This is a genomic window from Pectinatus haikarae (assembly GCF_015732185.1).
Classification (GTDB): Bacteria; Bacillota; Negativicutes; order Selenomonadales; family Selenomonadaceae; genus Pectinatus; species Pectinatus haikarae.
Window position 1 is genome coordinate 409,485 of sequence record NZ_WIQM01000004.1, and the last position, 25,705, is coordinate 435,189.

The window sequence follows — 25,705 nt, forward strand, 5'->3', positions numbered from 1 at the left end:
TGAGGAGGTGAAAATATGGCTGTAACAAAAAATCTGCAGATGGTATTTGCTCTTGCCGACGGCAAAAAGCTTACCTATAATCTGACAGATCCGAAAGATGATGTGACAAAGGCTCAGGTGGAAACGGTGATGAACGGGATGATAACAAATAGTGTTGTCATGAAGGATAATGTTGCCGCGGCAAAAATAGACGGTATATATGTAAGAACCGTCGAAAGCACCGAGTTGTAAAAAAAGGGTTTTATTGACAGACAGCCGGTCTCTTATGAGGAGACCGGCTGTTTTTTTGCGTCAGAAATAAAAAAATCCTGCACGATTTTGTGCAGGACTGAGCGGGTTTAAAAAAACTCACTTGATGCATTCAAAAGATCCTGTCAGGTATTATGGCCGATGGCACCGCCAACAACAGCGCCGATAGCCGCGTCAGTAATAATATGCTGGGTATGTCCTTTTTTAGTGTTGTGCCCCATAATAGCACCGGCAATACCGCCGGCAACAGCACCTGTTGTTGCTTTACTGTAAGCGGGTGTAGTTTCTGCCGCACTGCTCAGAGCTTTTATACCGGGAAGAGGTTGAGCCGAAGAAGCCTGTGTCGTGCCGCCGATGCCGAGTGTACCGATGGCCAGCAGGCAGGAAAAAGCAACGGGGAATATTTTCTTTAAATTCATCCTAATCACACCTTTTATTCATTTTTAACAAAAAATTTTTCATGTTAATACATCAAGTGAACCCAACTCTATATAAGGCAGTATATCACGTCAAAAATATCTTGGCAAATTCTTCTGAAAACATTTTCTTCAGACCGGCAAGTGCCTGTTTTTGATTTGCCGCGACAGCCTGCTGAGAGATACGCAGCATAGCTGCTGTTTCCTTCTGCGTGTATTTTTGGAGAATAGTGTATTCTATTATCTGACGCTGGCGCAGCGGGAGCTTTTGCAGCATCTGCGCTATGAAAATTTTTTCGGCGGTACTGTTTTCAGGAGAAGGAGCAGACAGGCGGGGCGAAAGAATTTCCGCGGTACTGCCGTCGGCTGATATCTCTCTGAGCCAGTTGCGGCGGTGCCTTTTAAAAAGAGTGTAAAGATCACCGTGTATCTTTGCTTTGACATAGCCTGCGAAGGGTACACCGGCTTTTTCGTCAAATTTGTATACAGCTTCGCAGAAACTTAAGGAGGCCTGTGCATAGGCTTCATCTTTCAGTGAACGAAGATAGTGCTGTGAGGATGCTTTGCGTAAAAGTCCCTGATAGCTTTGGAAGAGGTTTTCAAAGTTCTTTTTGTCTGTTTTATGCATTTTTCTCACCTTGTGGTGAGAAGCCGGCTTCTCGTATTTTGCGCTGAACTCAGCATAATGCATAAAATATTTTGTTACAAAAATGCTCTTATAATTTGAAAATACGAAAAATTTTATTTCGTTTAAAAAAATTAATCCACCATTATATGAATCGGTCTCAAAAGCTTAAGTCTTAAAATCTGGCTTATTGAGAATATTTCATATAACGGTGGATTTTCAGCAGCAGGCAGAGAAAAGCTCAATAGTCTGTTTTTATTTTGAAGATGCATTTTTTGACTTTGTTTTTCAGATCAGCGTGAACCGCCGTCCTATGTGCGTCCTGTGGGGAGCAGATAAGGAAATCGCCGGCATTTAGCATACTTATCATGGCTTGTGCCTGGCCTTCGAGAATAAGCATGTCCTTGTCGGCATCATATGGTTTCTCCCGCATGTTTTCGATAAAAGCGGTATCAATACGTTCCTGTCCTTTCATAAGTACATGTATGTCTATATACTTGCGGTGTGCTTCCCAAAAACGTTCTTCTTCCGTTTCGGTTTCATATTCGGCTATGTTGACAAAAATATTTTTGCCATCGATGGGATAGGAGCCGGGTTTTCTGGCCGCAAGATCATTTTCTTCATAATATTTAAAACAGATTTCAGCGGCCTCGGACAGATTTATTTTTCCTTTTCCGGCAATATTGCCAAAGATCATTATATTTTCCTCCAGTAGTCAATCGTCTGTGTATGAGACAAGTTCATATTTTGCTTTTGTATCAAGTTCTTCTTCTGTCATATTGAAGACGGCGTCTAACAGGTAATTGCGGAAGGATGCGCTGCCGTCAAGGCTGCCCATGCGGTCAGCAGCATTTTCTCCTGCTATGCCCATTGTGCAGAAAGCCGCGGCCACAGCTTCCAGCATGCTTGTTTCTGTTTTTTTCGCGGCGGTGACATATGCGGTTGTGAGTGCGGAAAGCATACAGCCGCTGCCTGTTATTTTGCTCATCAGTGCGCTGCCGTTTTTAATGGCAAAAGCTTTGTTTTCATCGGCGACGATATCGGTTTCACCGCTGATAGCGATGACAGTATTCCAGGCCTTCGCCAGTTTTCTGGCAAAAGTGAAGTGCTGCCACAGATTATCATCGGTCACTTTGTCGGAGGCATTGGCATCTACACCGTGGGTCAGGCTGCTGCTGCCGCTGAGTGCCTTTATTTCTGATATGTTGCCGCGTACAGCGGCAAGAGGCAGCTGACTGATAAGCTCGTCGGCTGTATGCGTACGCAGCGGGGAAGCACCCGCACCAACAGGATCAAGGACTATAGGATGACCGAGCTGGGCAGCTTTTTTGCCGGCAAGCAGCATAGAGACAATAGTCCTGCTGTTAAGTGTACCTATATTGATAGTCAGACCGCCGCAGATGGCAGTTATGGCTTCGGCTTCCGCCTGGTCATCCGCCATGACCGGTGAAGCTCCGCATGCCAGTAAAATATTGGCGCAGTCGTTGACTGTGACATAATTGGTGATGTTATGAATAAGAGGCGCTGTCTCACGTACATTTTTCAGATATCGACCTAGCAAAAATATCCCTCATTCCTGAAATTTCTAAATTTATCACAATTATAGCATATAAGATCAAAAAATCAATTATCTGTAAACACAGGCAAAACATATAATGTTATAATAGTGCAGACAATATTTTTAATAAAGAAAAATGGGCGGATAAAAATGATTGATCTAAGAAAAATAACGACGGAAAAAAGAAACGTACGCACTTTTGATATAGATAATATGGAGACGTTGGATGTCTGCCGCGCCATCAATGAGGAGGACAAGAGTGTGCCGTCGGCTGTGGAAAAGGTTCTGCCGCAGATTGCAAAAGCTGTCGATGCAGTCGCGGCAAGACTGCAACATGGAGGAAGAATGTTTTATGCCGGTGCGGGCACTTCGGGCAGGCTGGGAGTCCTGGACGCAGCTGAATGTCCGCCGACTTACGGTGTGCCGGCGGACATGGTGCAGGGAATCATAGCGGGCGGAAGGCAGGCCATGTTCGTTTCGCAGGAAGGTGCCGAAGACAGTGAAGAAGCCGCTGCTGCCGATCTGGCAGAAAGAGGCCTTACTGCCAAAGACGCGGTAGTCGCGCTTGCTGCCAGCGGGCGGACTCCATATGCGGCAGGGGCTTTGCGATATGCGAAAAAACAGGGTGCGCTGACGGTCAGTGTGACTTGCAGCGCCGATTCCCTGCTGAGCAGCTATGCAGAAATTGCTGTCGAGGCCGTGACAGGGCCGGAGGTAATTACGGGGAGCACGCGAATGAAGGCAGGAACGGCGCAGAAGCTTATTTTGAATATGCTTTCCACCGCTGTGATGATAAAGCTGGGCAAGGTTTATCAGAATTTGATGGTGGATGTGCGCGCTTCAAATGCAAAGCTTAGAGAAAGAGCGCGCCGCATTGTCATGGAAGCGGCTGAGGTGGATGCCGAGAGAGCGGATCTTCTTTTAGCGGCGGCGGGCGGCAGAGCTAAACCTGCTATCGTGATGCAGCTGCTGCATGTAGAGCTTGCGGCAGCTGAAGAGCTGCTCCGGAGCAACGGCGGTTCTGTGCGCAGGATTTCGTCTGTAAAGCAGCAGAATAACACAGTATATGAATAAGCAGGGAGGGGCTTTTTTGGAGCAGATAGTGCAGCAGATATATGAGCTGCTGTTTTCTTATAAAATAATAAAGGCTTATAATTGTATGACACGGCTGAGAATCCTGCTCGGTTCGACTGACGGGCTGCCCCTTGAAAAAATAAAGGCATTCGATAATGTACTGGGAACGGCAGTAAATGGCAGTGAGCTGCAGATAATACTGGGACCGGGCAAGGCAGAGAAAGCGGCGGTGCTCATGCAGAAATTGCTTGAAAAATCGGCTGAACGGTCTGAAGCACAAAATAATGATGCCTTCGGTGAAGCGGAAAAGGTGCATGCGGCGGTAAAGGCCAAGAATGCGACACCCTTCAAGCTTCTTTTAAGGACTATAGCAAATATTTTTCTGCCGTTGATACCGGCATTTATAGCCTGCGGACTTATAACGGGACTGCTTAATATTATTTTAAAGGTCGATCCAGCTTTATCAGCACAACCGCTGCTGAAGGTATTGCAGGTGGCCGGAACGAGTGTATTCTGGGGAATGAATATTTTTGTCGGCGTTAATGCCGCCAGAGAATTTGGTGCGTCACCGATGCTCGGCGGAACTATGGCAGTGATCATTACACATCCCATGCTCGCAGGCATAACTGTGTTCGGCGAGGAGCTTTCTCCCGGGCGCGGCGGCATAATAGCGGTTTTGCTGGTCGTGGCATTTTCATCGTGGCTGGAGAAAAGACTGCATGGTCTGATACCGCAGATGTTTGATTTGTTTCTTACGCCGCTTCTTGTAATATTGCTTTCTGCTCTTCCGGCACTGCTCATTTTGCAGCCGATCGGCGGAATGGCTGCCGATGCTGTCGGTACGGCGGTAACAGGTGCCATAGATTCGGGCGGGATGTTTACCGGTTTTATATTGGGCGGAATATTTCTGCCGCTTGTGATAACCGGACTGCATCAGGGACTGACACCGATTCACGCGCAGCTGCTGTCCCAATACGGAGTCACGGTGCTGCTGCCTATACTGGCTATGGCCGGAGCGGGACAGGTAGGGGCGGCTTGTGCCGTCTACGTAAAGACAAAAAATCAGCGTTTGAAAAAAACGATACTGGCAGCTCTTCCTGTCGGTATCATGGGAGTGGGTGAACCGCTCATTTACGGAGTAACGATGCCTTTGGGAAGACCGTTTTTCACGGCGTGCATAGGAGGCGCGTTCGGCGGGAGCGTACAGGCGGCATATCATGTCGGGGCGTCTGCGCTCGGTATATCAGGACTGCCGCTTTTTGCAGCGACGGATAATATTGCCGGATATCTGGCAGGTCTTCTCACTGCTTATGGAGTCGGTTTTGCAGCTACATATTTGGCGGGTTTTGACGATCCTGCCTGAACGGCAGGTATTTTGTCACGGCAGCCGTATCAATTTTTTCTCCGGTCGGTAAAAATGATGAGAAAGTCAATGTATTTTGATCGGCAGTCATGATCATGTAATTATCGGTTTCCGGCTGCGGAGCTATTGTTTGATCCAGTGCGTGGCGCTTCCAGAGATCCGGATAGCGGACATCTCCGGCAACGCCTGTGATGATGTATAACGGTCCTGACCCATCACGGCGAAAATTCCGGATGTGTCCGCGATTGCGATAGGTATGCAAATGGCCGGTAAGAACGACATCAACATTATATTGATCAAAGAGGGGCATGAATACCTTTCCTTCGTCAGAAAAGCCTTCCTGCCTTGGTTCAGGCCGTTTTTGGAAGCCATATTGGAGAACATCCTTATGCATGAGGATCACTTTCCATTTTTGTTTTGTATCAGCCATATCACTTTTCAGCCAGGCAAGTTCATCTTCCAGTAAATCGGGCTGGAATTGGGCCAGCTCTGCTATCTGAGTATTAAGCACGGTGAAATGAACATTTCCGTAGTCAAAGGAATAATATTGGTTTTGATATTGGGGTGAGGCGACTCCGGGCAGAGAAAACAGCTGCAAATATGCCGCGGGCATCCGCACCTTCCATTCCAGATTGTATGTCTCGTGATTTCCCATGATAGGCGCCGCGGGGATAGTCTGTATGATATCACCGACAGCATCGAACCAGGCATTCCATTGATTGTGGTCTTCTCCGTTATCGACCAGATCACCCATGTTGATAAAAAATTGCGCGTCCGGATTCGATTTCCAGGCAGCTTGCGCAGTGTCACCCCAGACGGTGTAATCACTTGACTGCGAATCGGGGAAAATCATGGCTTTGAAGCTGTCTGCTCCTGCCGTGGAAAAATCATGCCAGTCACTGCGTTTTTCATTATAACCGACACGGTATTCATATATTTTTCCGGGCTGCAGATCTGTGATCGAGGCTGTATGGATATAAGTAGTCGTTCTATCGTCTGTAAATTCTTTATTCTCTGTTTTGATATCATGTGTATCGGATGTATTTTTCAGCCTGTATTCAAGCACAGCATCCTTTTCATCAGCTTCTGACTGCCACATAATAGTGCGTGCCGCCGTACTGTCGGCGGTAATGATCTGCCGCAGGTTGAATACTTCAGCTTTGTCGGCAAGACGGTATAAAACTGCTGCTTTTACTCTGCGGAACAAACTTGTCAGTGTTTGTCTTGTGCCTGGCACAAATGTGTATAATCCAGCTCCCGTCAAGACAAAACCGGCACTGAGCCATTTTAAAAAATCACGGCGTTTCATATTTATAAGCTCCTTTACTCAAATATACCGGATTATGAAGAATGTCACCGATGGTATATTTATCAGTTGTTTCCCGCAAACTTTAATTGAATCTATAATACCACCTGGAGTGAACTCCATTGCAAGCATTTTAAAGAGATATTTTTGGATAAGGCAGATCTGCTAAATTAATTCAGAGCCAATGAGAAAGGAAATTATATGGATAACGGTATTTCACTTTACCCCGGACTGGAGAATACTTTTGAAGAAAATCTGCGGCTTTTGAATGTTGCAGCCGAAAATAAAGTAAAAAGAATATTCACTTCTTTTCATGTACCAGAGACAAATTTCAATGAATTTCAGAATCAATTCAATCAGCTTATGAAGGCTGCGGCACAGAACGAGATGGAGGTCATAAGTGATGTTTCTCCTGCGGCCCTTGCTCTGCTCGGAGCGAAGAAGCTTAATTTATCGCTTTTCCGCATAAGGGGGATAAGGCGGCTTCGGCTTGATTACGGGTATGACAGTGATGTTGTCAGCGAGCTGAGCCGCAATACATGCGGTATCGGACTGCAGCTGAATGCTTCTGCCGTTACGGCGGATTTTTTGAGTGAGCTTGAGCAAAAAGGTGCTGATTTTTCGAGAATGGATGCGCTGCACAATTTTTATCCGCGGCCGGGAACGGGATTGTCGGAAGGTTTTTTTAAGGAGCAGACAAAGCTTTTTCAAAAAAAGGGTATTAAGGTCGGCGCCTTTGTGCCGAGTTTTGCAGGTCCCCGGCTGCCCTTGAGAAAGGGGCTTCCCACTATGGAAGAACATCGCAGGCTGTCTTTGGAGCTTGCCGCGCGTCATCTTTGCGCACTGGGAGCCGATTCAGTATTTATAGGGGACGGACGTCCGTCGGAGCAGGAAATAAAGACCGTGGCATTCCTGCAAAAAGATACAGTCATTTTGAAGGTCAAGGCAGAAGTGCAGAATACTCAGATAAAAAATTTGCTGCAGGGGGTGTTCACTGCCCGGTTGGATGAGGCACGCGACGCAGTACGTGCACAAGAGGGACGCGATGTTTTTCGTGATGTTTCTGTTGAAGCGGAAAATACGTCGGGGCGTTCCTTCGGTACAGTGACACTGGATAATAATAATTATCTTCGCTATAAAGGTGAAGTACAGCTGATAAAAAATCCTCAGCCGGCTGATGAAAAGGTAAATGTTGTCGGCAAAATAATCCCTGAGGAGCTTTTTATGCTGAAATACATAACACCGGGGAAAAAATTCTCTCTGGAATTTATTTGATGGATAATGCATGGGTGTGCCTGGTGGCTGACATGACTTTGGTCTTCTGCTTTACAGGTTATGTGATTAGTTATATAATGTAGTAGATAATTATTGTGCGGACATTGTTTTTCATATTTTAAAACGTATCACAGATAATTAAAATTTATATATATATTTTTTGGAGGTGCTATTTTTTGGCAAAGGAACTGCAGAAATTGCAGATCATTCCCCTAGGGGGACTGGGAGAGATTGGAAAGAACATGACGGTGGTCCGTTATGGTGATGAGATAATTCTCATTGATGCAGGACTTATGTTTCCGGATGAGGATATGCCGGGGATAGATCTTGTAATTCCCGATATTTCATATCTGCTCGAAAATAAGAATTGCATAAAGGCAATCGTTCTGACTCACGGACATGAAGATCATATTGGTGCGCTGCCATACATTCTTCGGCAGTTAAGCGTGCCTATTTATGGAACGAGGCTTACGCTGGGAATTTTGGAAGGCCGTTTGAAGGAAAATAATGTTGATTCCAGCAACCTTCATCCGGTTAATCCCGGTGATATCATCAATGCCGGCTGTTTCAGCGTCGGCTTTATCCGCGTCAATCACAGTATTGCGGATGCGACCGGTTTATCAATACGCACGCCGCTCGGGATGATCGTTCATACAGGAGATTTTAAGTTCGACTATACGCCTGTTGATGGTAAAATGACGGATTTCCGTGCTTTTTCGGATTTAGGCAATCGCGGTGTGCTTGTCATGATGGCGGACAGCACCAATGCCGAACGTGAGGGACACACACCGAGTGAAAAAACGGTCGGGCTGGCGTTTGACAAAACTTTTCGAACTGCCCGCGGACGTATTATCATTGCTACGTTCTCTTCTAATGTCCACCGGATTCAGCAGGTGCTGGATACGGCGGTGACATACCGCCGCCATGTGGCCATTTTGGGACGCAGTATGATAAATGTCGTTACGATTTCTTTGAAGCTCGGTTATTTGAACGCACCGGAAGGGCTTATCATTGACATAGACGAAATCAATAATTATCCTGCCGATCAGGTAGCGATAATTACCACCGGCAGTCAGGGGGAACCCATGTCGGCGCTTACACGCATGTCTATGTCTGATCACAGAAAAGTCGGAATAGTACCCGGCGATACGATCGTTCTTTCGGCTACGCCTATTCCGGGCAATGAGAAGCTTGTCGGCCGCACAATCGACAATCTCCTTAAGCTTGGTGCCAATGTTATTTATGGCAGGGATCAGGGAATCCATGTATCAGGACATGCCAGCCGTGAAGAATTAAAGCTCATGCATAATCTTGTTCGTCCTAAGTTTTTTATTCCTGTACACGGCGAGTACCGTCATCTGGTGAAGCATGCGCAGCTGGCTGAAGAGGTTGGGATGGACCGTGACCATATATTTATTGCGGAAAATGGCAATATTCTTGAATTTACGCGTGATAAGGGTGCTATTAACGGCAGAGTACAGGCCGGCAAGGTATTGATTGACGGACTGGGGATCGGCGATGTCGGCAATATAGTGCTGCGTGACCGCAGACAGCTTTCCCAGGACGGCATCATCATTGTCGTTTTAACTATGGATAAAGGAAATTCCTGTGTCGTATCAGGCCCCGATATTGTTTCGCGTGGTTTTGTATATGTACGCGAATCAGAAGAGTTGATGAATGAATCTAAGGACAGGGTCGCTGCCGGCATAAATAAATGCCTTGAAAATAAAGTTACGGAATGGTCGGCATTGAAGGCAAATGTCCGTGAGACACTCGGACGCTTTCTTTATGAACAGACCAGACGCAGACCGATGATATTGCCGATTATAATGGAAATATGATGTAATTGCGCTTAAGCTTTTAGTAAATATCCCCCCGCAGAATCTGCGGGGGGATATTTTTACCGTTTTAGGATATCGTCTGGCAAAACTCCATAAGACTTTTGCCGTTTGCGGACAAGGTCTTTCTGTTGATAAGTGCAGAATTGCTGTCAAGAGAGGGCAGATAGTTTTCCTGCAATGCCCTGATCATTTCCGCCGGTTTTATGCTGCCGAGAGGAGATACTTTTATTGTTACGGTTATAGTGTTTTCTTCGTTGTCACAATTCAATTCTGACAATAGAAAATCTTTTATATTTATTTCTTTTTTTACGATATGTCCTTTTTTTGCGCCCTTACCCAGTTTTTCCCGCATAAAGATGATGGACGGAGCCGTGTTGAACTTATCCACAGCAATCTGCAGTTCACTGCTGTCTGCGATATCAGGAAGTTTTATTTCATAGAATGCCGCATCAGCCAGTGCGTTCATGGATTGGTGCCTGCCGTCGCCTATTTGCTTTGCGCTGATCAGCTGCATGCCATCGGGCAGGACATTTTTCAATCGGTCAAAAAAATCGGGCTGGCATATGTTTTTGGTGAGCTCTATATCGGCGTATTCTCCGTCGGCTGTGACGCCGACAGCCAGAGCCGAAGCGAAGGAGACTTTCATATGCGGGTTGAAGCCTTCTGAATATGCGGCCGGCAGCCCGGCTCTGCGGATAGCGCGCTGCAATAAATTTGCGTAATCCAGATGGGAAATGTAGCGAAGAGGATCTTCTTTTGTTATTTCAATGCGAAATATGTTCATTTGCCTTCCTCCCAATCTATTACTCCGGCATCGAGTGCCTGGCAGATACCGCAGCCTGTACAGGAAGAGCGGCGGCAGTCAGAGGTAAGTTCCTGACTCAGTGCTTTTTTCCATTCATTTAAAAGAAATTGTTTGCTTACGCCGGGGGTGGTATGTTCCCATGGCAGTTTTTCATTGAAATCGCGGGTGCGCAGATTGTAAACAGCAGTATCTATACCCTCATCGGCAAATGCTTCCTGCCATATGGAAAAGTTGAACATTTCGCTCCAGCCGTCAAATTTGGCGCCCTTTTTATAGGCTCTGTAAATAACTTTTGACAGACGTCTGTCGCCGCGGGAAATAATGCCTTCCAAAATGCTGGTTGAAGAATCGTGATAGTTGAATTGGATGGCACGGTCCTTGATATGTGTCTTAAGCAGCTGCTGCTTGCGTTCAAACTCTGCCTTTGAGTTTTGACCAAACCATTGGAACGGAGTGAACGGTTTAGGAACAAAACAGGATACACTGACGGTTACTTTGATATCACGTCTGCCTTTTATCTCCTTATAAAGTGCGACCACTTTTTCAGCAAGTGAAGCAATACCCTTTATGTCTTCATCCGTTTCTGTGGGCAGTCCGATCATAAAATAGAGTTTCACGGTTTTCCAGCCATGACTGAAAGCGGCGGAACAAGCTTTCAGCAGATCCGCTTCGGTTACTCCTTTATTTATGACATCGCGCAGCCGCTGCGTGCCGGCTTCAGGGGCGAAGGTAAGACCGCTCTTTCGTGCAGTCTGAAGCTTGCGGGCAATATCAATGGAAAAGCTGTCTATACGCAGTGAAGGAAGGGAAAAACTCATTTTTTCATCGGCATGGTCTGTCCCCAGTTCGTCTATAAGCGCAGGAAGACATGAGTAGTCGGCAGAACTCAAAGAGGTAAGAGACATTTCATCATAACCGGTGCTGTCGATCATCTTTTTTGCCAAGAGGCGTAAGGTTTCTTTCCTGCGTTCGCGTACGGGGCGGTAGGCAATGCCGGCCTGGCAGAAACGGCAGCCGCGGCTGCAGCCGCGAAACAGTTCCAGCATAAGTCTGTCATGTACGATATTTATATAAGGCACTATCGGTTTTTCTATTGAGGGAATAGTATCCATATCCTTGACTACACGTTTATTTATCGTTGCGGGGATATTATCATAAATGGGCGTCAGATCTTTGAAAAGTCCATTCTCATCATATTCTTCGCGGTAAAATGACGGCACATATATACCGTTGATAGCGGCGGCACATTGTAAAAATTCTTTTCTGTCATGTGTCGTTGTCTGCGAGCACCATTTTATATAAGCGTCAGCTACCTCAATGATTATTTCTTCACCCTCGCCGATAATAAAAAAATCAAAAAAATCGGCGATCGGTTCTACGTTATATACACAAGGACCGCCGCCGATGATAAAAGGCATGTCGTTCGTGCGTTTTTCAGATAACAGCGGTATGCCTGCCAGATCAAGCATGTTGAGTATATTGGTGTAAATGAGTTCGTATTGAAGCGAAAAACCGACAAAATCAAACTTTGCCAGTTCGGTAAAGGATTCGAGCGCATAAAGAGGAATGTTGTTTTCTCTCATCTTTGCTTCCATATCAGGCCAGGGGGTATATACTCTTTCCGCAGCGATATCATCACGCTTATTCAATATTTCATAAAGAATTTTAAGACCGAGGTTGGACATACCCACTTCATAAACATCAGGCATGGACAGGGCAAAACTGCAGGCAATTTTACTGCGGTCTTTGTGAACGGCATTTACTTCGCCGCCTGTATAACGGGCTGGTTTATTGACGGCCTGTAAAACAGCCGGTGAAAGTTTAATCATTTTTATATTCTCTTCCTATCTCTCAAATATATCTGTCTAAATAAATCGAGTAGCCGCATTCTGGCTGCCGGCATATACAAAACTATTATCGCGGCAGAAAAGTATACCATAGCAGCCGACTAAAAAAATAAAATCGGAAACTATGGTATATTATAAACATATATTTATTGTCTAAGCTAAAAGTCATGCCAGCAGAGTATCGCAGCAGAAAAATGTAATAGCGAATGTCATTTTTTGTCCTGCTTTGCCGCTGTTGCAGAAGACGGAGCAGCGGCAGGGGTTCCTTCATTAAGACCGCCCTTAGCCTGATGCACTACCTGCAAAATATCATCAAGACTGCCAATGAGATGATCAAATACCTGATTGGCATAATTTATGGAATCGTTTTTCAAATCATTGGAGTGGTCAAGAGTTTTATCCATTATTTCCTTGGCCTGCATACGTGCCTGACCGACAATTTCACTTTCGGCAGTCATCTTTGTGCCATATTCCTTTGCCTGCTCAACAAGCCTTGCTGCCTCACTTCTTGCGTCATCAAGAATAGTCTGTTTTGTATTTATAACATCTTCCGCACTTTTTATAGTCTGCGGTAATTCCTTGCGCAGTCCGTCGATAAGACGCATCAGGTCGTCTTCTTCAATAATGCACTTGTTGGTGAAAACAAGACGGCGGGCATCGACTACCAAGTTTTCCAATTCGTCAAGTAGTTCGTTAATAGCCATTTAAAAATCGTACCTCCACTAATAGTTTTATCCGATGACTAACCCGCGCTAATACTCCCGCTTCTTCAAGCAGTGAGTAAAGAGCGGCTGAGTCCCTGGATAATTTTGACTACTGTTCAAGCGGCGTCAAGGCACCGTCTGAATTAAGTCTCCATTTATAAATCAAGGGGATGCTGATTAAATAAATTTTGCTTTTACAGCATCGGCCACGCAGTCAGGAACAAGTCCCCGGATATCGCCGTGAAAAGCTACAAGCTCACGTATAGCTGAGGAGCTCACATATGAGTACCGATGTTCGCTCATCAGATAAACAGATTCAACTTGCGGAGCCATTCGCTTGAGCATCAGCATTTGTGACGTTTCATAAAAAAAGTCGTTTTGGTCGCGCAGCCCCCGGACCACAATACCGGCATTTTTAGCGGTGGCATAGTCGGCTAAAAGACCGTCAAAAGCGTCAATAGTTATATTTTCTATATGAGCGGTCGAAACGCGCAAAAGTTCCAAACGTTCCTGTATGGATAAAAAAGATTGTTTTTTAATATTGTTGAATACGGCGACAATGACCTGATCAAAGATTCCGGACGCACGTTCAAAAATGTTTATATGTCCGTTAGTCACAGGATCGAAGCTGCCGGGACATAAAGCGATTGTCAAAATATCTCCCCCTCCGGCATAGCCTCTGCCGTCATATATTGGTAAATATTTATTTTTGTTGTCGCACCGTATGCACGGCTGCGCAGCAACACAAAATCAGTATGATCTGTGTCCGGTGTTTCATCGGCACCGGTTTCGGCAATAAAAAGGCCGCCGTTTTTCAATATAGAGCTGTCAACTGCGTTCAGAAGCTTTTGGCAAAGACCCAGATGATAAGGAGGATCGCAAAAAATCACATCAAAAAGGATCGCTTCCCTGCCAAGGCTTTTGAGCAATGTGAAAGCATCACCGCGGCGTATATCCGCTTTGTTTTCAAGATGAGTGTGCAGGGCATTTGCCCGGATAACATTTATACTATCCGTATTTTTATCAATGAAAACCGCACTTTCAGCGCCTCGGCTGAGCGATTCAAGTCCCAGGGCACCGCTGCCCGCAAAAGCATCCAAAACAACAGCGCCCTGTATTTTCGCGCCCAGGATGTTGAATAAAGATTCCTTGATCCTGTCTGCTGTAGGCCGTGTGCTGTTTCCCTGAGGAGTTCTGAGTCGGGCACCGCGCGCGCTGCCGGTTATTATTCTCATAATTCATCCTTGCAAACTTATTTTCTTAACTATATAGTATACCAGAAAACATGTTCCAATGCCAAAATTATTTGCCGATAAAATGTTGTCTGACTTCTCTGTAACGTCTGGTATAATAAGGCGTATTTTGGGCTTCACGCTGGTCAAAGCCATATGCTCTGCGGCTGACTGCCATTATGGGGGGAGCCTGAATCCTCTTTGCGACGGCCATGCCGGAAAATAAATTCCACCAGTGCTCCAGGTCATTGATAAAATCAGTCGGATCGGTAAAATATTCTTTTACCAGTCCGGGTCTGCAGCCCAGCTTTTCTTCCAGTGAACCATTTTCATACCATAAGAGTATATCTTCGGGGGTCGCTTTATCCCAGCGTTCAACAAATGAACGGAACAGATAATCATGATAAGGATATTTGATGGGGTCTCCCCTGCCTTCGTCGACGTTTTGATCGGCTGATAGCTCGGCGCTGGGAACAATATCGATTACGGCCTGGGGTATGACGTCCTTTTTGTAAATTTCCTTGTTGAGATAAAGTGCCAGTCCGTAAATCTGGTATTTCCATAAATCGGCCAGAGCCGCCAGAAAGCCGGACTGGTCACCGTATAATGTAGAATAGCCAACGGAAGTCTCAGCCTTGTTGGCATTGCAGGTGAAGCCTGCGCCTATGGCCGCGGCAAGACCTGCGAGCACCCTGGCTGAACGGTCGCGCGCCTGAATATTTTCGGCAGTGAAGGAAGTGATTTTTAGCTGCTCCGGTATATCAGATGAAGCATGATGTATTTTTGTTTCGGTGAATTGTCTGATCGTATAATCGACTGATTCCTGAATAGGTACGACGGCATAGGCGCAGCCAAGATTTTCTGCAAGTTCGCGGGCGAGATCTTTGGTGGTGGAGGAATTATAGACACTGGGCATATTGACGAGCAGGATGTTTTCAGGGCTGATGATCCTGCTGTACAGAGCCGCTGCGACAGCTGAATCAATGCCGCCGGAAATGCCGATAACAACTTTTTTCATATGTATTTTCTGCAGAAATTTGCCGATGCCATAAGTCAGAGCTTTATATATGCAGGCAATATCATCTTTTTCTATATCACTGGCGAGATTCTGGGCGACCTCTTTCTTTAACGGAAATTCAATGTAACGGGCTGTTTCCTGGTAGGGCATGGCGTAATCGGCTATAGAACCGTCAGCGGCATAAACTGTGCTTGATCCGTCGAAAGTATATATTGTTTTGCCGTTATTTTGAATGCCCACCTTGTTGACGTAGACGAGAGGTACATTGTTCATTTGAGCGTGACGGGAAAATACGCGGTGACGTTTATGATTTTTGCCTAAAGTGTAGGGTGACGCCGATATATTGAAAATAATGTCGGTTTTTTTATCGGCACAAAGTATATCTATCGGTGAGATGGGATAATCGTCGTTCCATCCGTCTTCGCATAAAATACAGCCGATGACAAGAGGCTTTCCTTTTATAAACAAGGTGAATGGTTTGATGAGTTCACGCACATCTTTTTTCAGTTCTGTTGCCAGCATAGCCGTGCTGTAAAAATAGCGGGAATCGTCGAATTCTCTGTAATTGGGGTGGAGGGTTTTTATCGCAAAAGGATAAACGGAATTTTCCGCAGATAAAAGCTGTTTGTTCTGCGCGACGAAGAGGGCATTGTATTTGCGCTGGCGGCCGTCACGGTTCCTTTTATGCCAGTCCACGGCTACATTGCCGAAGATGATGGCAATTCCGTCAGCAGCAGCAATAATTTTTTGACCGCAATATTCGCAGTCACGCAAAAAAGAAGAGGAATCCCATGTATCTCCTATAAAATAGCCGGGAACTGCCATTTCCGGAAAAATTATTATATCGGCATTATTTTTTTTTGCTTCCTTTATAAAGGATAGTATTTTTTCCAGATTTTTAGCCGGTTGTCCGGCCTCCACTTCAAATTGACAGGAACAAATTTTCATCATAATAATCCGCCTTTTTCGTATGCAGAAAACTCCTTCTGCAAAAGAGCAACTGCTTTTGTATCATTCACGGCAAAATTTTTGCATCTGCCTGCGTCGAAGTAAAATGAGAACTGTGAGTATTTTTATGTCGGCAGAAAAAAATCAGCGTGTTCATTAATCATTGCTTTCTTAAACAAGTACTAAAATAGCATGAAATATCTCTATTGACAAGCAAAATATCTCTCTTGGCAAACGAAGATAGGATTTTTTACAGCTTTTTTTCATATATGCGGTTTACTAAAGAGCGTATTTTGTAGTAAACTTAATTAGTTATGAATTTACTTGTAGGTGATTTATTTGCTGATAAACAAAATGCTTTATGTGATAAAAAACGATTTGAATGCTCTTGAAAAGGGTCTTTCCTGCCAGGTATATTCAGATGCCGCTTTGATAACCGAAATAGGCAGACACCTTGTTAAAGCCGGGGGCAAAAGACTTAGGCCCGCACTTTATTTTTTGGCGGCGCACAGCCGCAGCCAGTATGATATAAATTATGTTCTTCCGCTGGCTATTACTATTGAACTTATTCATATGGCTTCTCTTGTGCATGACGATGTTCTTGACAATGCGTCAACAAGACGGGGCGCAATTACCGCCAACGCAAAATGGGGAAATAATATTTCTATATTGAGCGGTGACTTTCTTTTTGCCAGAGCTTTTGGTCTGATAGCCAATAAGGATTATGACAAACGTGTGCTGCTGCGGCTGGCAGATGTTATCTGCGGGCTCAGTGAAGGAGAAATACATCAGAACGAAAAGCATTATAAACTGCGTTCGGAAGAGGAATATTATGAGGCTATTTCAAAGAAAACAGCCGATTTTATAGCGGCGAGCTGTGAAATCGGCGGAGTGGTTGCAGGTCTGTCCAAAGATGATACGGATAAACTGCATACATACGGACTGTGTCTGGGGATGGCTTTTCAGATCACAGACGATATCCTTGATCTTACTTCAAGTGATAAAAAAATAGGAAAGCCTGCGGGCAATGATATTTTGCAGGGAATCATAACGCTGCCTGTTATCAGGGCTGTACATACCGGTCCCGACCGTGAAGAATTGGTCAGTATAATAACTGATAAGGAGCTTGATGCAGAAATGGTGAAAAGAGCTGTGGAAATAACAAAAAACAGCAGCGGGCTTGATTATGCGCGGGAAAAAGTTTATGATTATCTTGACAGGGCCAGACAGGCGCTGCCGGACGGGCTGCCGCCGTCAATAAAGAAATCTTTTATTGATGTGGCGGATTTTGTCGGTAAGCGTGATTTTTAAAATTAACTGTGATATAATACAACTGAATTTATAATTATTGTATAAGTTATAAATTATATTTATAATTTTACTGATGTGGCTGCCTGTGCTGTTTCCTGCATGGGTACCGGACTGGGTCTTTCGTCGGGGAATATGGTTCGTATCATTATTTGTCAAAAGGAGCGATGAAGATGTTTGGTATTGGTGTTCCGGAACTTATCGTGATCTTGATTATCGGTTTGGTTTTATTTGGTCCCGGCAAACTGCCGGAGGTAGGTCGTGCGGTCGGCAAAAGCATCAATGAGCTGAAGAAGGCTACTGCGGGGATAAGCGATACTACCACAGTTCAGCAGACTCCTCCTGCTGCTAAGGCTGAACCGGCAGCAGCTGCCGCGCAAAACGTACAGGCTGCTGAGGTAAAAACAGAGGAAACAAAAATAGCGGATAAATAACTAAAAAGCGTCTTTGCTGGTTGAAGACGCTTTTTGATATAGAAAGCTGTCTGCAAAATCAAAGTGTGCTGCTGAGGCGGTTCTTTTATCGTAAAATATTGATGAATACAGGAGGAGAAAGATGTTTGATATAGGTGTACCGGAACTGTTGCTGATCCTTGTTATCGGGCTCGTTTTTTTTGGACCCGGAAAGCTGCCGGAGCTTGGTAAGGCTATAGGAAAAAGTCTGCGGGAATTTAAAAACGCGTCAGAGGAAGATCAGAAGGCTGCGGGCGGTAAAGAGATAAACGGCAATGAAGAACAGAAAATAATAGATGTAAAAGAAGAGCAGAAAAAGTGAGCGATATTATGCAAGAAAAAACTCCTGCTGAATTATCTGCCGTCGATCAGTCTCTGCCCGTACAGGCAGATGAAGAAAAACCGGCGGGCAATATGTCTTTGATAGAGCACCTTGAAGAGCTGCGCAAGCGGATCATCAGGAGCCTTATTGCTGTATGCATAGGCAGCGGCATATGTTATTATTTCATTGAGGATATTATGCATTATCTGGTCCTTCCAGCCGGAAAGCTTTATTATATGCAGCCTACGGAGGCTTTTTTCACGTATATAAAGGTGGCTGTTTTTTCTGGATTTCTGCTGGTTCTGCCGATAGTGCTCTATCAGATATGGTGTTTTGTTCTGCCGGCACTGACAATAAGAGAGCGTAAGGTACTGCTGATCGTGGTACCTTCATCTTTTTTTCTTTTTTTCGGCGGTCTGGTTTTTTCCTTTTTTCTGGTCCTGCCGGCTGCTGTGAAATTTTTCATCGGCTTCGGCACGGACAGTCTGATGCCCCTTTTTTCTGTCGGTAAATATTTCGATTTTGTTATTTCCTTCGTGCTCCCCTTTGGTGCGGTTTTTGAGTTGCCGCTTGTTATTGTAATTCTGGCTAAGATAGGTTTTGTCACTTCAAAATTTCTTGTGCGAAAATGGCGGCTTGTTGTTTTCCTGGCATTCGTAATCGCCGCGGTCATTTCTCCGACTCCGGATATTTTTACGCAGTGCACCATAGCGCTGCCGATGATCATTTTATATTTTTCAAGCTACTTGATAGTACGGTTTGTTCTGAGAAAATAATCGAAGCATTTGGTTATTCTTTATGCATATTGTGAAGAGAGGTTATATAATGGCTTTTGCTGATTTACGAGAATTCATCGCCGAACTTGAAAAACGGAATTTGTTAAAAAGAATACAGACTCCTGTTGATTGTTATCTGGAAATAACAGAGATAACAGATCGTGTATGCAAGATGGAGGGCAGTAAAAATGTCGCTTTGCTTTTTGAAAATGTAAAGGGGTATGATATACCTGTACTTATAAATGCTTTTGGCTCCATGGAACGCATGGCTATAGCTCTCGGCGTCGAAAAACTTGAGGAGGTTCCCGATGAGCTTCGTGAAATATTGAAGCTGCCCTATATATCGCTGCAGAGGAAGATGGATCTTATACATATTATTCCTATGGCGAGGAGAGCGATAAATTTCCCCAAATATGTAAAGAAGGCTCCCTGCAAGGAAATTATCATCAAGGACAGTCCTTCACTTGACAAGTTTCCTATACTGACCTGCTGGCCGCAGGACGGCGGACCTTTCATAACGCTGCCGCTTGTTTTTACGAAAAATCCCGTAACGGGTAAAAGAAATGTGGGCATGTATCGCCTGCAGAAGTACGACGGCAATACCACGGGGATGCACTGGCATATTCACAAGAACGGGGCCGAAAATTTTCGTGAATATAAGCGCTTGGGACATAATAAATTGGAAGCGGCAGTGGCCATAGGCACTGATCCGGTACTCACCTATGCGGCCACAGCACCTTTGCCGCGTGATGTGGATGAAATGGTTTTCGCCGGTTTTCTGCGCAAAAAATCCGTGGAAATGGTAAAATGTGAAACTGTTGACGTTGAAGTTCCCGCTTCAAGCGAAATTGTTCTGGAAGGTTATGTCAATATCGATGAGTTTCGCCGTGAAGGGCCTTTCGGTGATCATACCGGTTATTATTCGCTGGCAGATGATTATCCCGTATTTCATATAACGTGCATCACTCACCGCAAAGATCCTGTTTATGCCGCCACTATAGTGGGCAAGCCGCCTATGGAGGATTGTTATATAGCCAAAGCTACAGAACGTATATTCCTGCCTCTTATGCAGCAGATGATGCCTGAAATAGTTGATATCAATTGCCCTCTGGAAGGTGTGTTTCACAATTGCATGATGATATCCATCAAAAAAACTTATCCGCAGCAGGCAAAAAAGGTAATGCAGGCTATCTGGGGTATGGGGCAGGCGATGTTCACAAAAATGATCATCGTTGTAGATGAACATGTCAATGTGCAGGACGCCAAGGAAGTCTGGTGGCGCGTGTATAATAATATTGACGCCAAACAGGATATCGTGATGGTGGAAGGACCGTTGGACGTGCTCGATCATTCTTCGCCTATGCCGAAGTGGGGGACAAAAATAGGTATCGATGCTACGAAGACATGGCCTGAGGAAGGACATACGCGTGAGTGGCCGGATGAAATAACAATGTCGGACGAAGTCAAAAATGCGGTAGATCAAAAATGGAAGGATCTTGGTCTTGAGTAAAATATCCGCCCATATTAATAATATCGCGCTTCATCATACTATCTTTGCGCTGCCGTTTGCTTATATGGGGGCTTTTCTGGCAGCCGGCGGTCTGCCGTCGCTGCATGATTTTATTTTTATAACGCTTGCGATGGTAGGGGCCAGAAGCTGCGCCATGGTTCTTGATAATATGATTGATTTGAAATATGATCGTCTGCAGCCGCGCCTGGCAAAAAGACCTATGGTTACAGGTGAGGTGAAACCGCGGGAGGCTGTGCTGCTTTTATTTGCAAGCATGGCGGTTTTTTTGTTTGCCGCACTGCAGCTGGCTCCGATATGCATATATCTGGCACCGCCTGCTGTCATAGTTTTGCTGTTATATCCTTATACGAAAAGATTTACGTTCCTGTGCCACTTTGTGCTGGGCGGGGCGCTGGTAATGGCTCCTATCGGCAGCTACATAGCTATAACAAATACCTTGTCGCTGCCCGTTATTTTCCTCGGGCTGGGTGTTTGTCTTTGGATAGGCGGATTTGATGCCATCTATGGCAGTCAGGACGAAGCTTTTGATAAAGCGCATGGACTGTATTCATTGGCAACGAGGTTCACTGCCCGCAGAGTGTTTTCTATAATTTCTTTTGTACATGCCGCCAGTGTAGGCTGTTTCATTCTGGTCGGTGTGCTGTATAAGCTCTCCTTTATCTATTATATAGGCATTATAATGGCGGTTCTGACACTTTTTTATCAGCATTCGATAGTTTCTTCTGCTGATTACAGCCGTCTTACACAGGTCTATTTTATGCGCAATGGTATAGTTTCTATTGTCATTTTTATTTTTACGGCAATCAGCATACTGGCGGGTTAAGACATATGAAAGATTATAATTATACCGGAAAAAGCCAGACAATATTACATTATTGATAAATTTAATCAGCTTATGGAGGTAATCAATGTCCGCCACTATTTTATGGGGCAAGTTATATGCCGAAAAACTTAAGAGCGAAGCCAGAGCGAAGATAATTGAACTGTCCGAAAAAACGGGTATAGCTCCCGGCTTGGCTGTAATAATAGTCGGAGGTAATCCGGCATCACAAGTTTATGTGAGAAATAAGCACAAAACGTGCGAAGAGATGGGGATAAATTCGCAGATAGTAGCGCTTGCCGAAAATACAGGACGGCAGGAGCTTATAGATAATATAGAAAAGTTGAACAATGACAAAGGTATTCATGGTATTTTATTGCAGCTGCCCTTGCCAAAAGGTTTGCAAAAATATGAAAATGAATTTCTTTATAAGATTTCTCCTGTAAAGGATGTGGACGGTTTTCATCCGATAAATGCCGGACGTTTATCCATCGGTGAGAAATGCATGGTTCCGTGTACACCGCTTGGCTGTATCAAAATGATGGAATTGGCTGATATTCCCATAGAAGGGAAAAAGGCAGTGATTATCGGCAGAAGCAATATTGTCGGCAAACCGATGGCAAATCTGCTTTTGGCAAGGAACGCAACAGTTACGGTTTGCCATTCACATACGGCTGATTTGGCAAAAATAGCTGCTGAGGCTGATATATTGGTAGCAGCTGTGGGCCGGCCGAATTTTGTCACTGCGGATATGGTAAAATCAGGCGCGGTAGTTATTGATGTCGGAATAAACCGCATTGCGCCGAAAAAAATAACGGGCGATGTCGATTTCGATAATGTGAAGGAAAAGGCCGGTTTTATAACGCCTGTTCCGGGCGGCGTGGGGCTTTTAACTATAGCTATGCTCATGCATAACACTGTAGAAGCAGCAAAAATGCAGCTTTTGCCTTGAATGACGGTAAAGGCAGCAGTAATAAACGGGAGGTAGACAGCTGGTGAAAACTGATGTAGAAATTGCTCAGGAAACAAAAATGGACAATATAAAGAATATTGCCGCTCAGCTTGATCTGGATGAAGATGATCTTGAGCTGTACGGGAAATACAAGGCGAAAATCTCTATAAATACATGGAAAAAAATAAAAAATAAGAAGAACGGCAAACTTATATTGGTGACAGCCATCAATCCGACTCCGGCGGGAGAAGGAAAGACAACCACCAGTATAGGACTTGGCGATGCACTGCATTCTTTAGGGAAAAAAACAGCGATGGCACTGCGGGAGCCTTCGCTTGGACCGTGCTTTGGAATAAAAGGCGGTGCTGCGGGAGGCGGTTATGCGCAGGTAGTTCCTATGGAAGATATCAATCTGCATTTTACGGGCGATTTTCATGCACTGACCTCAGCGCATAATCTTTTGGCGGCTGTTCTTGATAATCATCTTCAGCAGGGAAATGCGCTGGATATAGACGTAAGGACCATAACCTGGCGGCGCGTGGTCGATCTGAACGACCGAGCCCTGAGAAATATTATTTGTGGTTTGGGCGGCAAGGCTCATGGTGTGCCGAGAGAAACCGGTTTTGATATTACGGTAGCCTCTGAATTGATGGCTATTTTATGTCTGGCTGATGATCTGCAGGATGTGAAAAAACGTATAGGCAGCATCGTCGTTGCATATAATCATGCAGGCGAGCCTGTCCGTGCGGATGATCTTAAGGTCACCGGTGCGCTGGCATTGCTCCTGAAAGATGCCATCAAGCCAAATCTTGTCCAGTCTCTGGAAAAAACACCGGCATTTATTCATGGCGGGCCGTTTGCCAATATAGCGCACGGCTGCAACAGTGTACTGGCGACAAAGTATGCACTGAAACTGGCTGATTATGTAGTAACGGAAGCAGGTTTTGGTGCTGATCTGGGAGCAGAAAAATTTATTGATATAAAATGCCGTGCGGCAGGTTTGAAGCCGGATGCTGTGGTGATAGTCGCCACTGTCAGAGCATTGAAGATGCATGGCGGGCTGCCCAAGCAGGAGCTTGCAAAACCTGATCTGAAGGCTCTTGAGGCCGGCATGGAAAATTTATGCAAACATATTGAAAATATCAAGATGTTCGGTCTGCCTGCTGTGGTGGCTATAAATAGATTTCCCACCGATACGGGAGAAGAAATTGCTTTTTTGGAAAATAGTTGTAAGAAACTCGGCGCGGAATTTTCCTTATCTACAGTATTTACCGACGGCAGCAAGGGAGCGGTTGATTTAGCGGGGAAGGTCATGCGGGCAGCTGATAGAGAATCTTCACTGCAATTTCCCTATACTGTCGAAATGTCGATAAGGGAAAAAATAAATGCTGTAGCAGAAAAAATATATGGGGCAGATGGTGTAGATTATACGGCAGCTGCAGATAAAATGATTGCTCAAATGGAAAAGCTGAATTTTGCGCATCTTCCTGTATGTATGGCAAAAACTCAGTATTCCCTCAGTGATGATATGACGAAATTGGGAAGACCTAAAGGTTTTAGGATAACTGTCAGAGAAATGCGTCTTTGTGCGGGGGCCGGGTTTATTGTTGCACTTGCCGGCAATATTCTTACCATGCCGGGGCTGCCAAAGAAGCCGGCTGCGGAAAATATGGATATAGACGGCAGCGGGAAAATAACGGGATTGTTCTGAGCACGGAGTTTTTTAAAACCGAATAACTCAAAAAGAAAAATTATGAAAGCCGGACAATATACGTCTGGCTTTTATTTATGATACATGGTAATATTTTTGTATGACCTCCTGGAGAGGCAGGATGCGAAAGCATAAAAAAGGACTTTGGAGGAATGATTGATCATATTGAACAGGCACATGGGGAAAGATAGTTTATCCGTGCGGTTTGACTGATCGTTATTCCTTAATATCGAGCGACAGGATAGAGGCTATATTATGAAAATATATCATGGTAACTCATTGAATCTTATGAGAGCGTTATCCATGGCACTGGAACTTTTATCAGTAAATCTGTCATTTCATCATTGGCGTGTGGCTATTATTGCAATGGCGATTGCCGAAGAAATGAAACTTCCTTATAAAATGAGTGCGACTCTTTTGCAGGCATCCCTCTTACATGATATAGGAGCGGCACCGAATTGGAATACGCGCGTGAAACTGCGTTCAGGCAAAAATTATGAAGAAAAGAAAATAGGACAGCGCTATGCTTTACATGCCTATGACGGTTATGCCTGTCTGAAAAATTCTCATTATTTTGGAGAACTGGCCGGGATAATACTGCATCATCATGAAAATTGGCAGGATACTATCGGAAAAACTGATGTACCGCTTCAATCAAGAATATTGCGCCTGGCCGATTATGTGGAGGTGCATATAGACCCTAAAAAGCATATACTATTGCAAGTTAGGGATATTACAGAATGTATCAAAAAGGGGAACGGGATCTTATTTTCACCGGAAGTAGTGCAATGCTTCCTAAGTGTTTCCCGCACGGAAAATTTTTGGCTCAACATAACCGATAGAGCCTATGCGGACTTTTTCTTTAAAAAAAATGAAGCATATGGTATGGCTAATACCTACACAGAAAATGATGTAATTGATATAGCGGAAACTTTTGCGGCAATTATCGATCAGACGAGTGAATTTACCTACAATCATTCTTGCAGTGTGGCTAAAATAGCCGTATTTTTGGCTGCCAAGAAGGGATTCAGCGACAATGAACTTAAGGATATGATGGTTGCGGGACTTCTGCATGATATAGGCAAGCTTTCCATTCCAAATGAGGTGCTGGAAAAACCCGGCAAGCTCAGTGATGCTGAATTTGCCCTGATACATCAGCATACATATTACACTTACTGGATATTGAGGCAGATCGATGGTTTTGAACAGATAGCAGAATGGGCCGCCTATCATCATGAGTGTCTTGATGGTTCCGGTTATCCATTTCATCTTCAGGCTGAGGCGTTGACACTGGGGTCAAGGATAATGGCTGTGGCGGATATATTCGTCGCTCTTCGTGAAGACAGGCCCTATAGACCGGGGCTGCCGCAGGGAGAAATATTGTGTATAATAAAAAAAATGGCGGAAAATTTTAAGTTGGACAAAAATTTGGTGGAACTTTTGGCAGATAATTATAAAACGGCCACTTTTTTGGTCAGCGGCAGTGAAACGGGTATTGATCTGCGGAAAGAAAATATTATCTGAGCAAGTAGAAAACTGATTGCAGATAAGAAAGAGCTGTTTTTCATAAGC

At 44.7% G+C, this 25,705-nt stretch carries 23 protein-coding genes and 1 pseudogene; 14 read left to right on the forward strand and 10 right to left on the reverse strand.

Annotated features, from left to right (window positions below):
* Positions 1-15 precede the first annotated feature (15 nt).
* Positions 16-231 (forward strand): DUF2922 domain-containing protein, encoded by a 216-nt coding sequence (locus I6758_RS03130; RefSeq protein WP_196603733.1) that lies wholly within the window; start codon positions 16-18, stop codon positions 229-231.
* 143 nt (positions 232-374) lie between these two features.
* Here I6758_RS03130 and I6758_RS03135 read toward each other — a convergent pair whose 3' ends face one another.
* The 4 genes from I6758_RS03135 to thiM form a co-directional block, all read right to left on the reverse strand.
* Positions 375-668, reverse strand: coding sequence for a hypothetical protein (locus I6758_RS03135; RefSeq protein WP_196603734.1), 294 nt, complete (start codon positions 666-668; stop codon positions 375-377).
* A gap of 85 nt (positions 669-753) precedes the next feature.
* Positions 754-1,293, reverse strand: coding sequence for a sigma-70 family RNA polymerase sigma factor (locus I6758_RS03140; protein ID WP_196603735.1), 540 nt, complete (start codon positions 1,291-1,293; stop codon positions 754-756).
* Between the two features lie 238 nt (positions 1,294-1,531).
* Entirely contained in the window at positions 1,532-1,987 is a 456-nt protein-coding gene (locus I6758_RS03145; RefSeq protein ID WP_196603736.1) for a YhcH/YjgK/YiaL family protein, read from the reverse strand.
* A gap of 18 nt (positions 1,988-2,005) precedes the next feature.
* Positions 2,006-2,851, reverse strand: a complete 846-nt coding sequence (thiM, locus tag I6758_RS03150; RefSeq protein WP_196603737.1) for a hydroxyethylthiazole kinase — start codon at positions 2,849-2,851, stop codon at positions 2,006-2,008.
* A gap of 147 nt (positions 2,852-2,998) precedes the next feature.
* Here thiM and murQ point away from each other — a divergent pair, with 147 nt between their 5' ends.
* Positions 2,999-3,922, forward strand: coding sequence for an N-acetylmuramic acid 6-phosphate etherase (gene murQ, locus I6758_RS03155; protein ID WP_196603738.1), 924 nt, complete (start codon positions 2,999-3,001; stop codon positions 3,920-3,922).
* A 16-nt stretch (positions 3,923-3,938) separates the two neighbouring features.
* Positions 3,939-5,285, forward strand: a complete 1,347-nt coding sequence (locus I6758_RS03160) for a PTS transporter subunit EIIC (RefSeq protein ID WP_231038472.1) — start codon at positions 3,939-3,941, stop codon at positions 5,283-5,285.
* Here I6758_RS03160 and I6758_RS03165 read toward each other — a convergent pair.
* The gene (locus I6758_RS03165; protein ID WP_196603740.1) at positions 5,251-6,594 is read right to left on the reverse strand and encodes a purple acid phosphatase family protein; all 1,344 of its coding nucleotides are present in this window, start codon (positions 6,592-6,594) and stop codon (positions 5,251-5,253) included. The genes I6758_RS03160 and I6758_RS03165 overlap by 35 nt on opposite strands.
* 198 nt (positions 6,595-6,792) lie before the next feature.
* Here I6758_RS03165 and I6758_RS03170 point away from each other — a divergent pair, with 198 nt between their 5' ends.
* Together I6758_RS03170 and I6758_RS03175 are read left to right on the forward strand one after the other, a co-directional pair.
* On the forward strand, positions 6,793-7,866 hold the full coding sequence (locus I6758_RS03170) for a DUF871 domain-containing protein (RefSeq protein WP_196603741.1): 1,074 nt from the start codon (positions 6,793-6,795) through the stop codon (positions 7,864-7,866).
* Positions 7,867-8,042: 176 nt separating this feature from the next.
* Positions 8,043-9,707 (forward strand): ribonuclease J, encoded by a 1,665-nt coding sequence (locus I6758_RS03175; RefSeq protein WP_196603742.1) that lies wholly within the window; start codon positions 8,043-8,045, stop codon positions 9,705-9,707.
* Between the two features lie 67 nt (positions 9,708-9,774).
* Here I6758_RS03175 and I6758_RS03180 read toward each other — a convergent pair.
* The 5 genes and pseudogenes from I6758_RS03180 to nadE all read right to left on the reverse strand — a co-directional run bounded on the left by I6758_RS03180 (position 9,775) and on the right by nadE (position 16,264).
* A pseudogene (locus tag I6758_RS03180) lies at positions 9,775-12,341 on the reverse strand (TIGR03960 family B12-binding radical SAM protein).
* A 227-nt stretch (positions 12,342-12,568) separates the two neighbouring features.
* Positions 12,569-13,063 carry an ATP synthase subunit B family protein gene (locus I6758_RS03185; RefSeq protein ID WP_196603743.1) on the reverse strand — a complete coding sequence of 165 codons (495 nt, stop codon included), beginning with the start codon at positions 13,061-13,063 and terminating at the stop codon, positions 12,569-12,571.
* Positions 13,064-13,240: 177 nt separating this feature from the next.
* Positions 13,241-13,717, reverse strand: a complete 477-nt coding sequence (gene coaD, locus I6758_RS03190) for a pantetheine-phosphate adenylyltransferase (RefSeq protein ID WP_196603744.1) — start codon at positions 13,715-13,717, stop codon at positions 13,241-13,243.
* On the reverse strand, positions 13,714-14,298 hold the full coding sequence (gene rsmD, locus I6758_RS03195; protein ID WP_196603745.1) for a 16S rRNA (guanine(966)-N(2))-methyltransferase RsmD: 585 nt from the start codon (positions 14,296-14,298) through the stop codon (positions 13,714-13,716). The genes coaD and rsmD overlap by 4 nt, the downstream gene beginning before the upstream one ends.
* A gap of 67 nt (positions 14,299-14,365) precedes the next feature.
* Complete coding sequence (gene nadE, locus I6758_RS03200; RefSeq protein ID WP_196603746.1) at positions 14,366-16,264, reverse strand: NAD(+) synthase; 1,899 nt, start codon at positions 16,262-16,264, stop codon at positions 14,366-14,368.
* 351 nt (positions 16,265-16,615) lie between these two features.
* On the opposite strand from nadE, the gene I6758_RS03205 reads away from it, so the two are divergent.
* From I6758_RS03205 to I6758_RS03245, 9 genes are all read left to right on the forward strand, one after another.
* Positions 16,616-17,572, forward strand: a complete 957-nt coding sequence (locus I6758_RS03205) for a polyprenyl synthetase family protein (protein ID WP_196603823.1) — start codon at positions 16,616-16,618, stop codon at positions 17,570-17,572.
* Positions 17,573-17,742: 170 nt separating this feature from the next.
* On the forward strand, positions 17,743-18,003 hold the full coding sequence (tatA, locus tag I6758_RS03210; RefSeq protein ID WP_196603747.1) for a twin-arginine translocase TatA/TatE family subunit: 261 nt from the start codon (positions 17,743-17,745) through the stop codon (positions 18,001-18,003).
* Positions 18,004-18,124: 121 nt separating this feature from the next.
* Entirely contained in the window at positions 18,125-18,343 is a 219-nt protein-coding gene (gene tatA / locus I6758_RS03215; protein WP_196603748.1) for a twin-arginine translocase TatA/TatE family subunit, read from the forward strand.
* Between the two features lie 8 nt (positions 18,344-18,351).
* A complete protein-coding gene (tatC, locus tag I6758_RS03220) occupies positions 18,352-19,119 on the forward strand; it encodes a twin-arginine translocase subunit TatC (protein ID WP_196603824.1) in 768 nt (255 codons plus the stop codon).
* A gap of 49 nt (positions 19,120-19,168) precedes the next feature.
* The gene (locus tag I6758_RS03225) at positions 19,169-20,629 is read left to right on the forward strand and encodes a menaquinone biosynthesis decarboxylase (protein ID WP_196603749.1); all 1,461 of its coding nucleotides are present in this window, start codon (positions 19,169-19,171) and stop codon (positions 20,627-20,629) included.
* Positions 20,622-21,473: a 4-hydroxybenzoate octaprenyltransferase gene (locus I6758_RS03230; protein ID WP_196603750.1), complete on the forward strand. Its 852-nt coding sequence runs from the start codon at positions 20,622-20,624 to the stop codon at positions 21,471-21,473. Before I6758_RS03225 ends, I6758_RS03230 begins: the two co-directional genes overlap by 8 nt.
* 85 nt (positions 21,474-21,558) lie before the next feature.
* Positions 21,559-22,422: a bifunctional methylenetetrahydrofolate dehydrogenase/methenyltetrahydrofolate cyclohydrolase FolD gene (folD, locus tag I6758_RS03235; protein WP_196603751.1), complete on the forward strand. Its 864-nt coding sequence runs from the start codon at positions 21,559-21,561 to the stop codon at positions 22,420-22,422.
* A gap of 43 nt (positions 22,423-22,465) precedes the next feature.
* Positions 22,466-24,133 carry a formate--tetrahydrofolate ligase gene (locus I6758_RS03240; protein ID WP_196603752.1) on the forward strand — a complete coding sequence of 556 codons (1,668 nt, stop codon included), beginning with the start codon at positions 22,466-22,468 and terminating at the stop codon, positions 24,131-24,133.
* Between the two features lie 255 nt (positions 24,134-24,388).
* Complete coding sequence (locus tag I6758_RS03245) at positions 24,389-25,657, forward strand: HD-GYP domain-containing protein (protein WP_196603753.1); 1,269 nt, start codon at positions 24,389-24,391, stop codon at positions 25,655-25,657.
* Positions 25,658-25,705 lie beyond the last annotated feature (48 nt).

Coding starts and splice junctions, on each gene's coding strand:
- I6758_RS03130 (WP_196603733.1), top strand. CDS start 16: ATGGCTGTAACAAAAAATCTGCAGATGGTATTTGCTCTTGCCGACGGC.
- I6758_RS03135 (WP_196603734.1), bottom strand. CDS start 668: ATGAATTTAAAGAAAATATTCCCCGTTGCTTTTTCCTGCCTGCTGGCC.
- I6758_RS03140 (WP_196603735.1), bottom strand. CDS start 1,293: ATGCATAAAACAGACAAAAAGAACTTTGAAAACCTCTTCCAAAGCTAT.
- I6758_RS03145 (WP_196603736.1), bottom strand. CDS start 1,987: ATGATCTTTGGCAATATTGCCGGAAAAGGAAAAATAAATCTGTCCGAG.
- murQ (WP_196603738.1), top strand. CDS start 2,999: ATGATTGATCTAAGAAAAATAACGACGGAAAAAAGAAACGTACGCACT.
- I6758_RS03165 (WP_196603740.1), bottom strand. CDS start 6,594: ATGAAACGCCGTGATTTTTTAAAATGGCTCAGTGCCGGTTTTGTCTTG.
- I6758_RS03170 (WP_196603741.1), top strand. CDS start 6,793: ATGGATAACGGTATTTCACTTTACCCCGGACTGGAGAATACTTTTGAA.
- I6758_RS03185 (WP_196603743.1), bottom strand. CDS start 13,063: ATGGCTATTAACGAACTACTTGACGAATTGGAAAACTTGGTAGTCGAT.
- rsmD (WP_196603745.1), bottom strand. CDS start 14,298: ATGAGAATAATAACCGGCAGCGCGCGCGGTGCCCGACTCAGAACTCCT.
- nadE (WP_196603746.1), bottom strand. CDS start 16,264: ATGATGAAAATTTGTTCCTGTCAATTTGAAGTGGAGGCCGGACAACCG.
- I6758_RS03205 (WP_196603823.1), top strand. CDS start 16,616: ATGCTTTATGTGATAAAAAACGATTTGAATGCTCTTGAAAAGGGTCTT.
- tatA (WP_196603747.1), top strand. CDS start 17,743: ATGTTTGGTATTGGTGTTCCGGAACTTATCGTGATCTTGATTATCGGT.
- tatA (WP_196603748.1), top strand. CDS start 18,125: ATGTTTGATATAGGTGTACCGGAACTGTTGCTGATCCTTGTTATCGGG.
- tatC (WP_196603824.1), top strand. CDS start 18,352: ATGCAAGAAAAAACTCCTGCTGAATTATCTGCCGTCGATCAGTCTCTG.
- I6758_RS03225 (WP_196603749.1), top strand. CDS start 19,169: ATGGCTTTTGCTGATTTACGAGAATTCATCGCCGAACTTGAAAAACGG.
- folD (WP_196603751.1), top strand. CDS start 21,559: ATGTCCGCCACTATTTTATGGGGCAAGTTATATGCCGAAAAACTTAAG.
- I6758_RS03245 (WP_196603753.1), top strand. CDS start 24,389: ATGAAAATATATCATGGTAACTCATTGAATCTTATGAGAGCGTTATCC.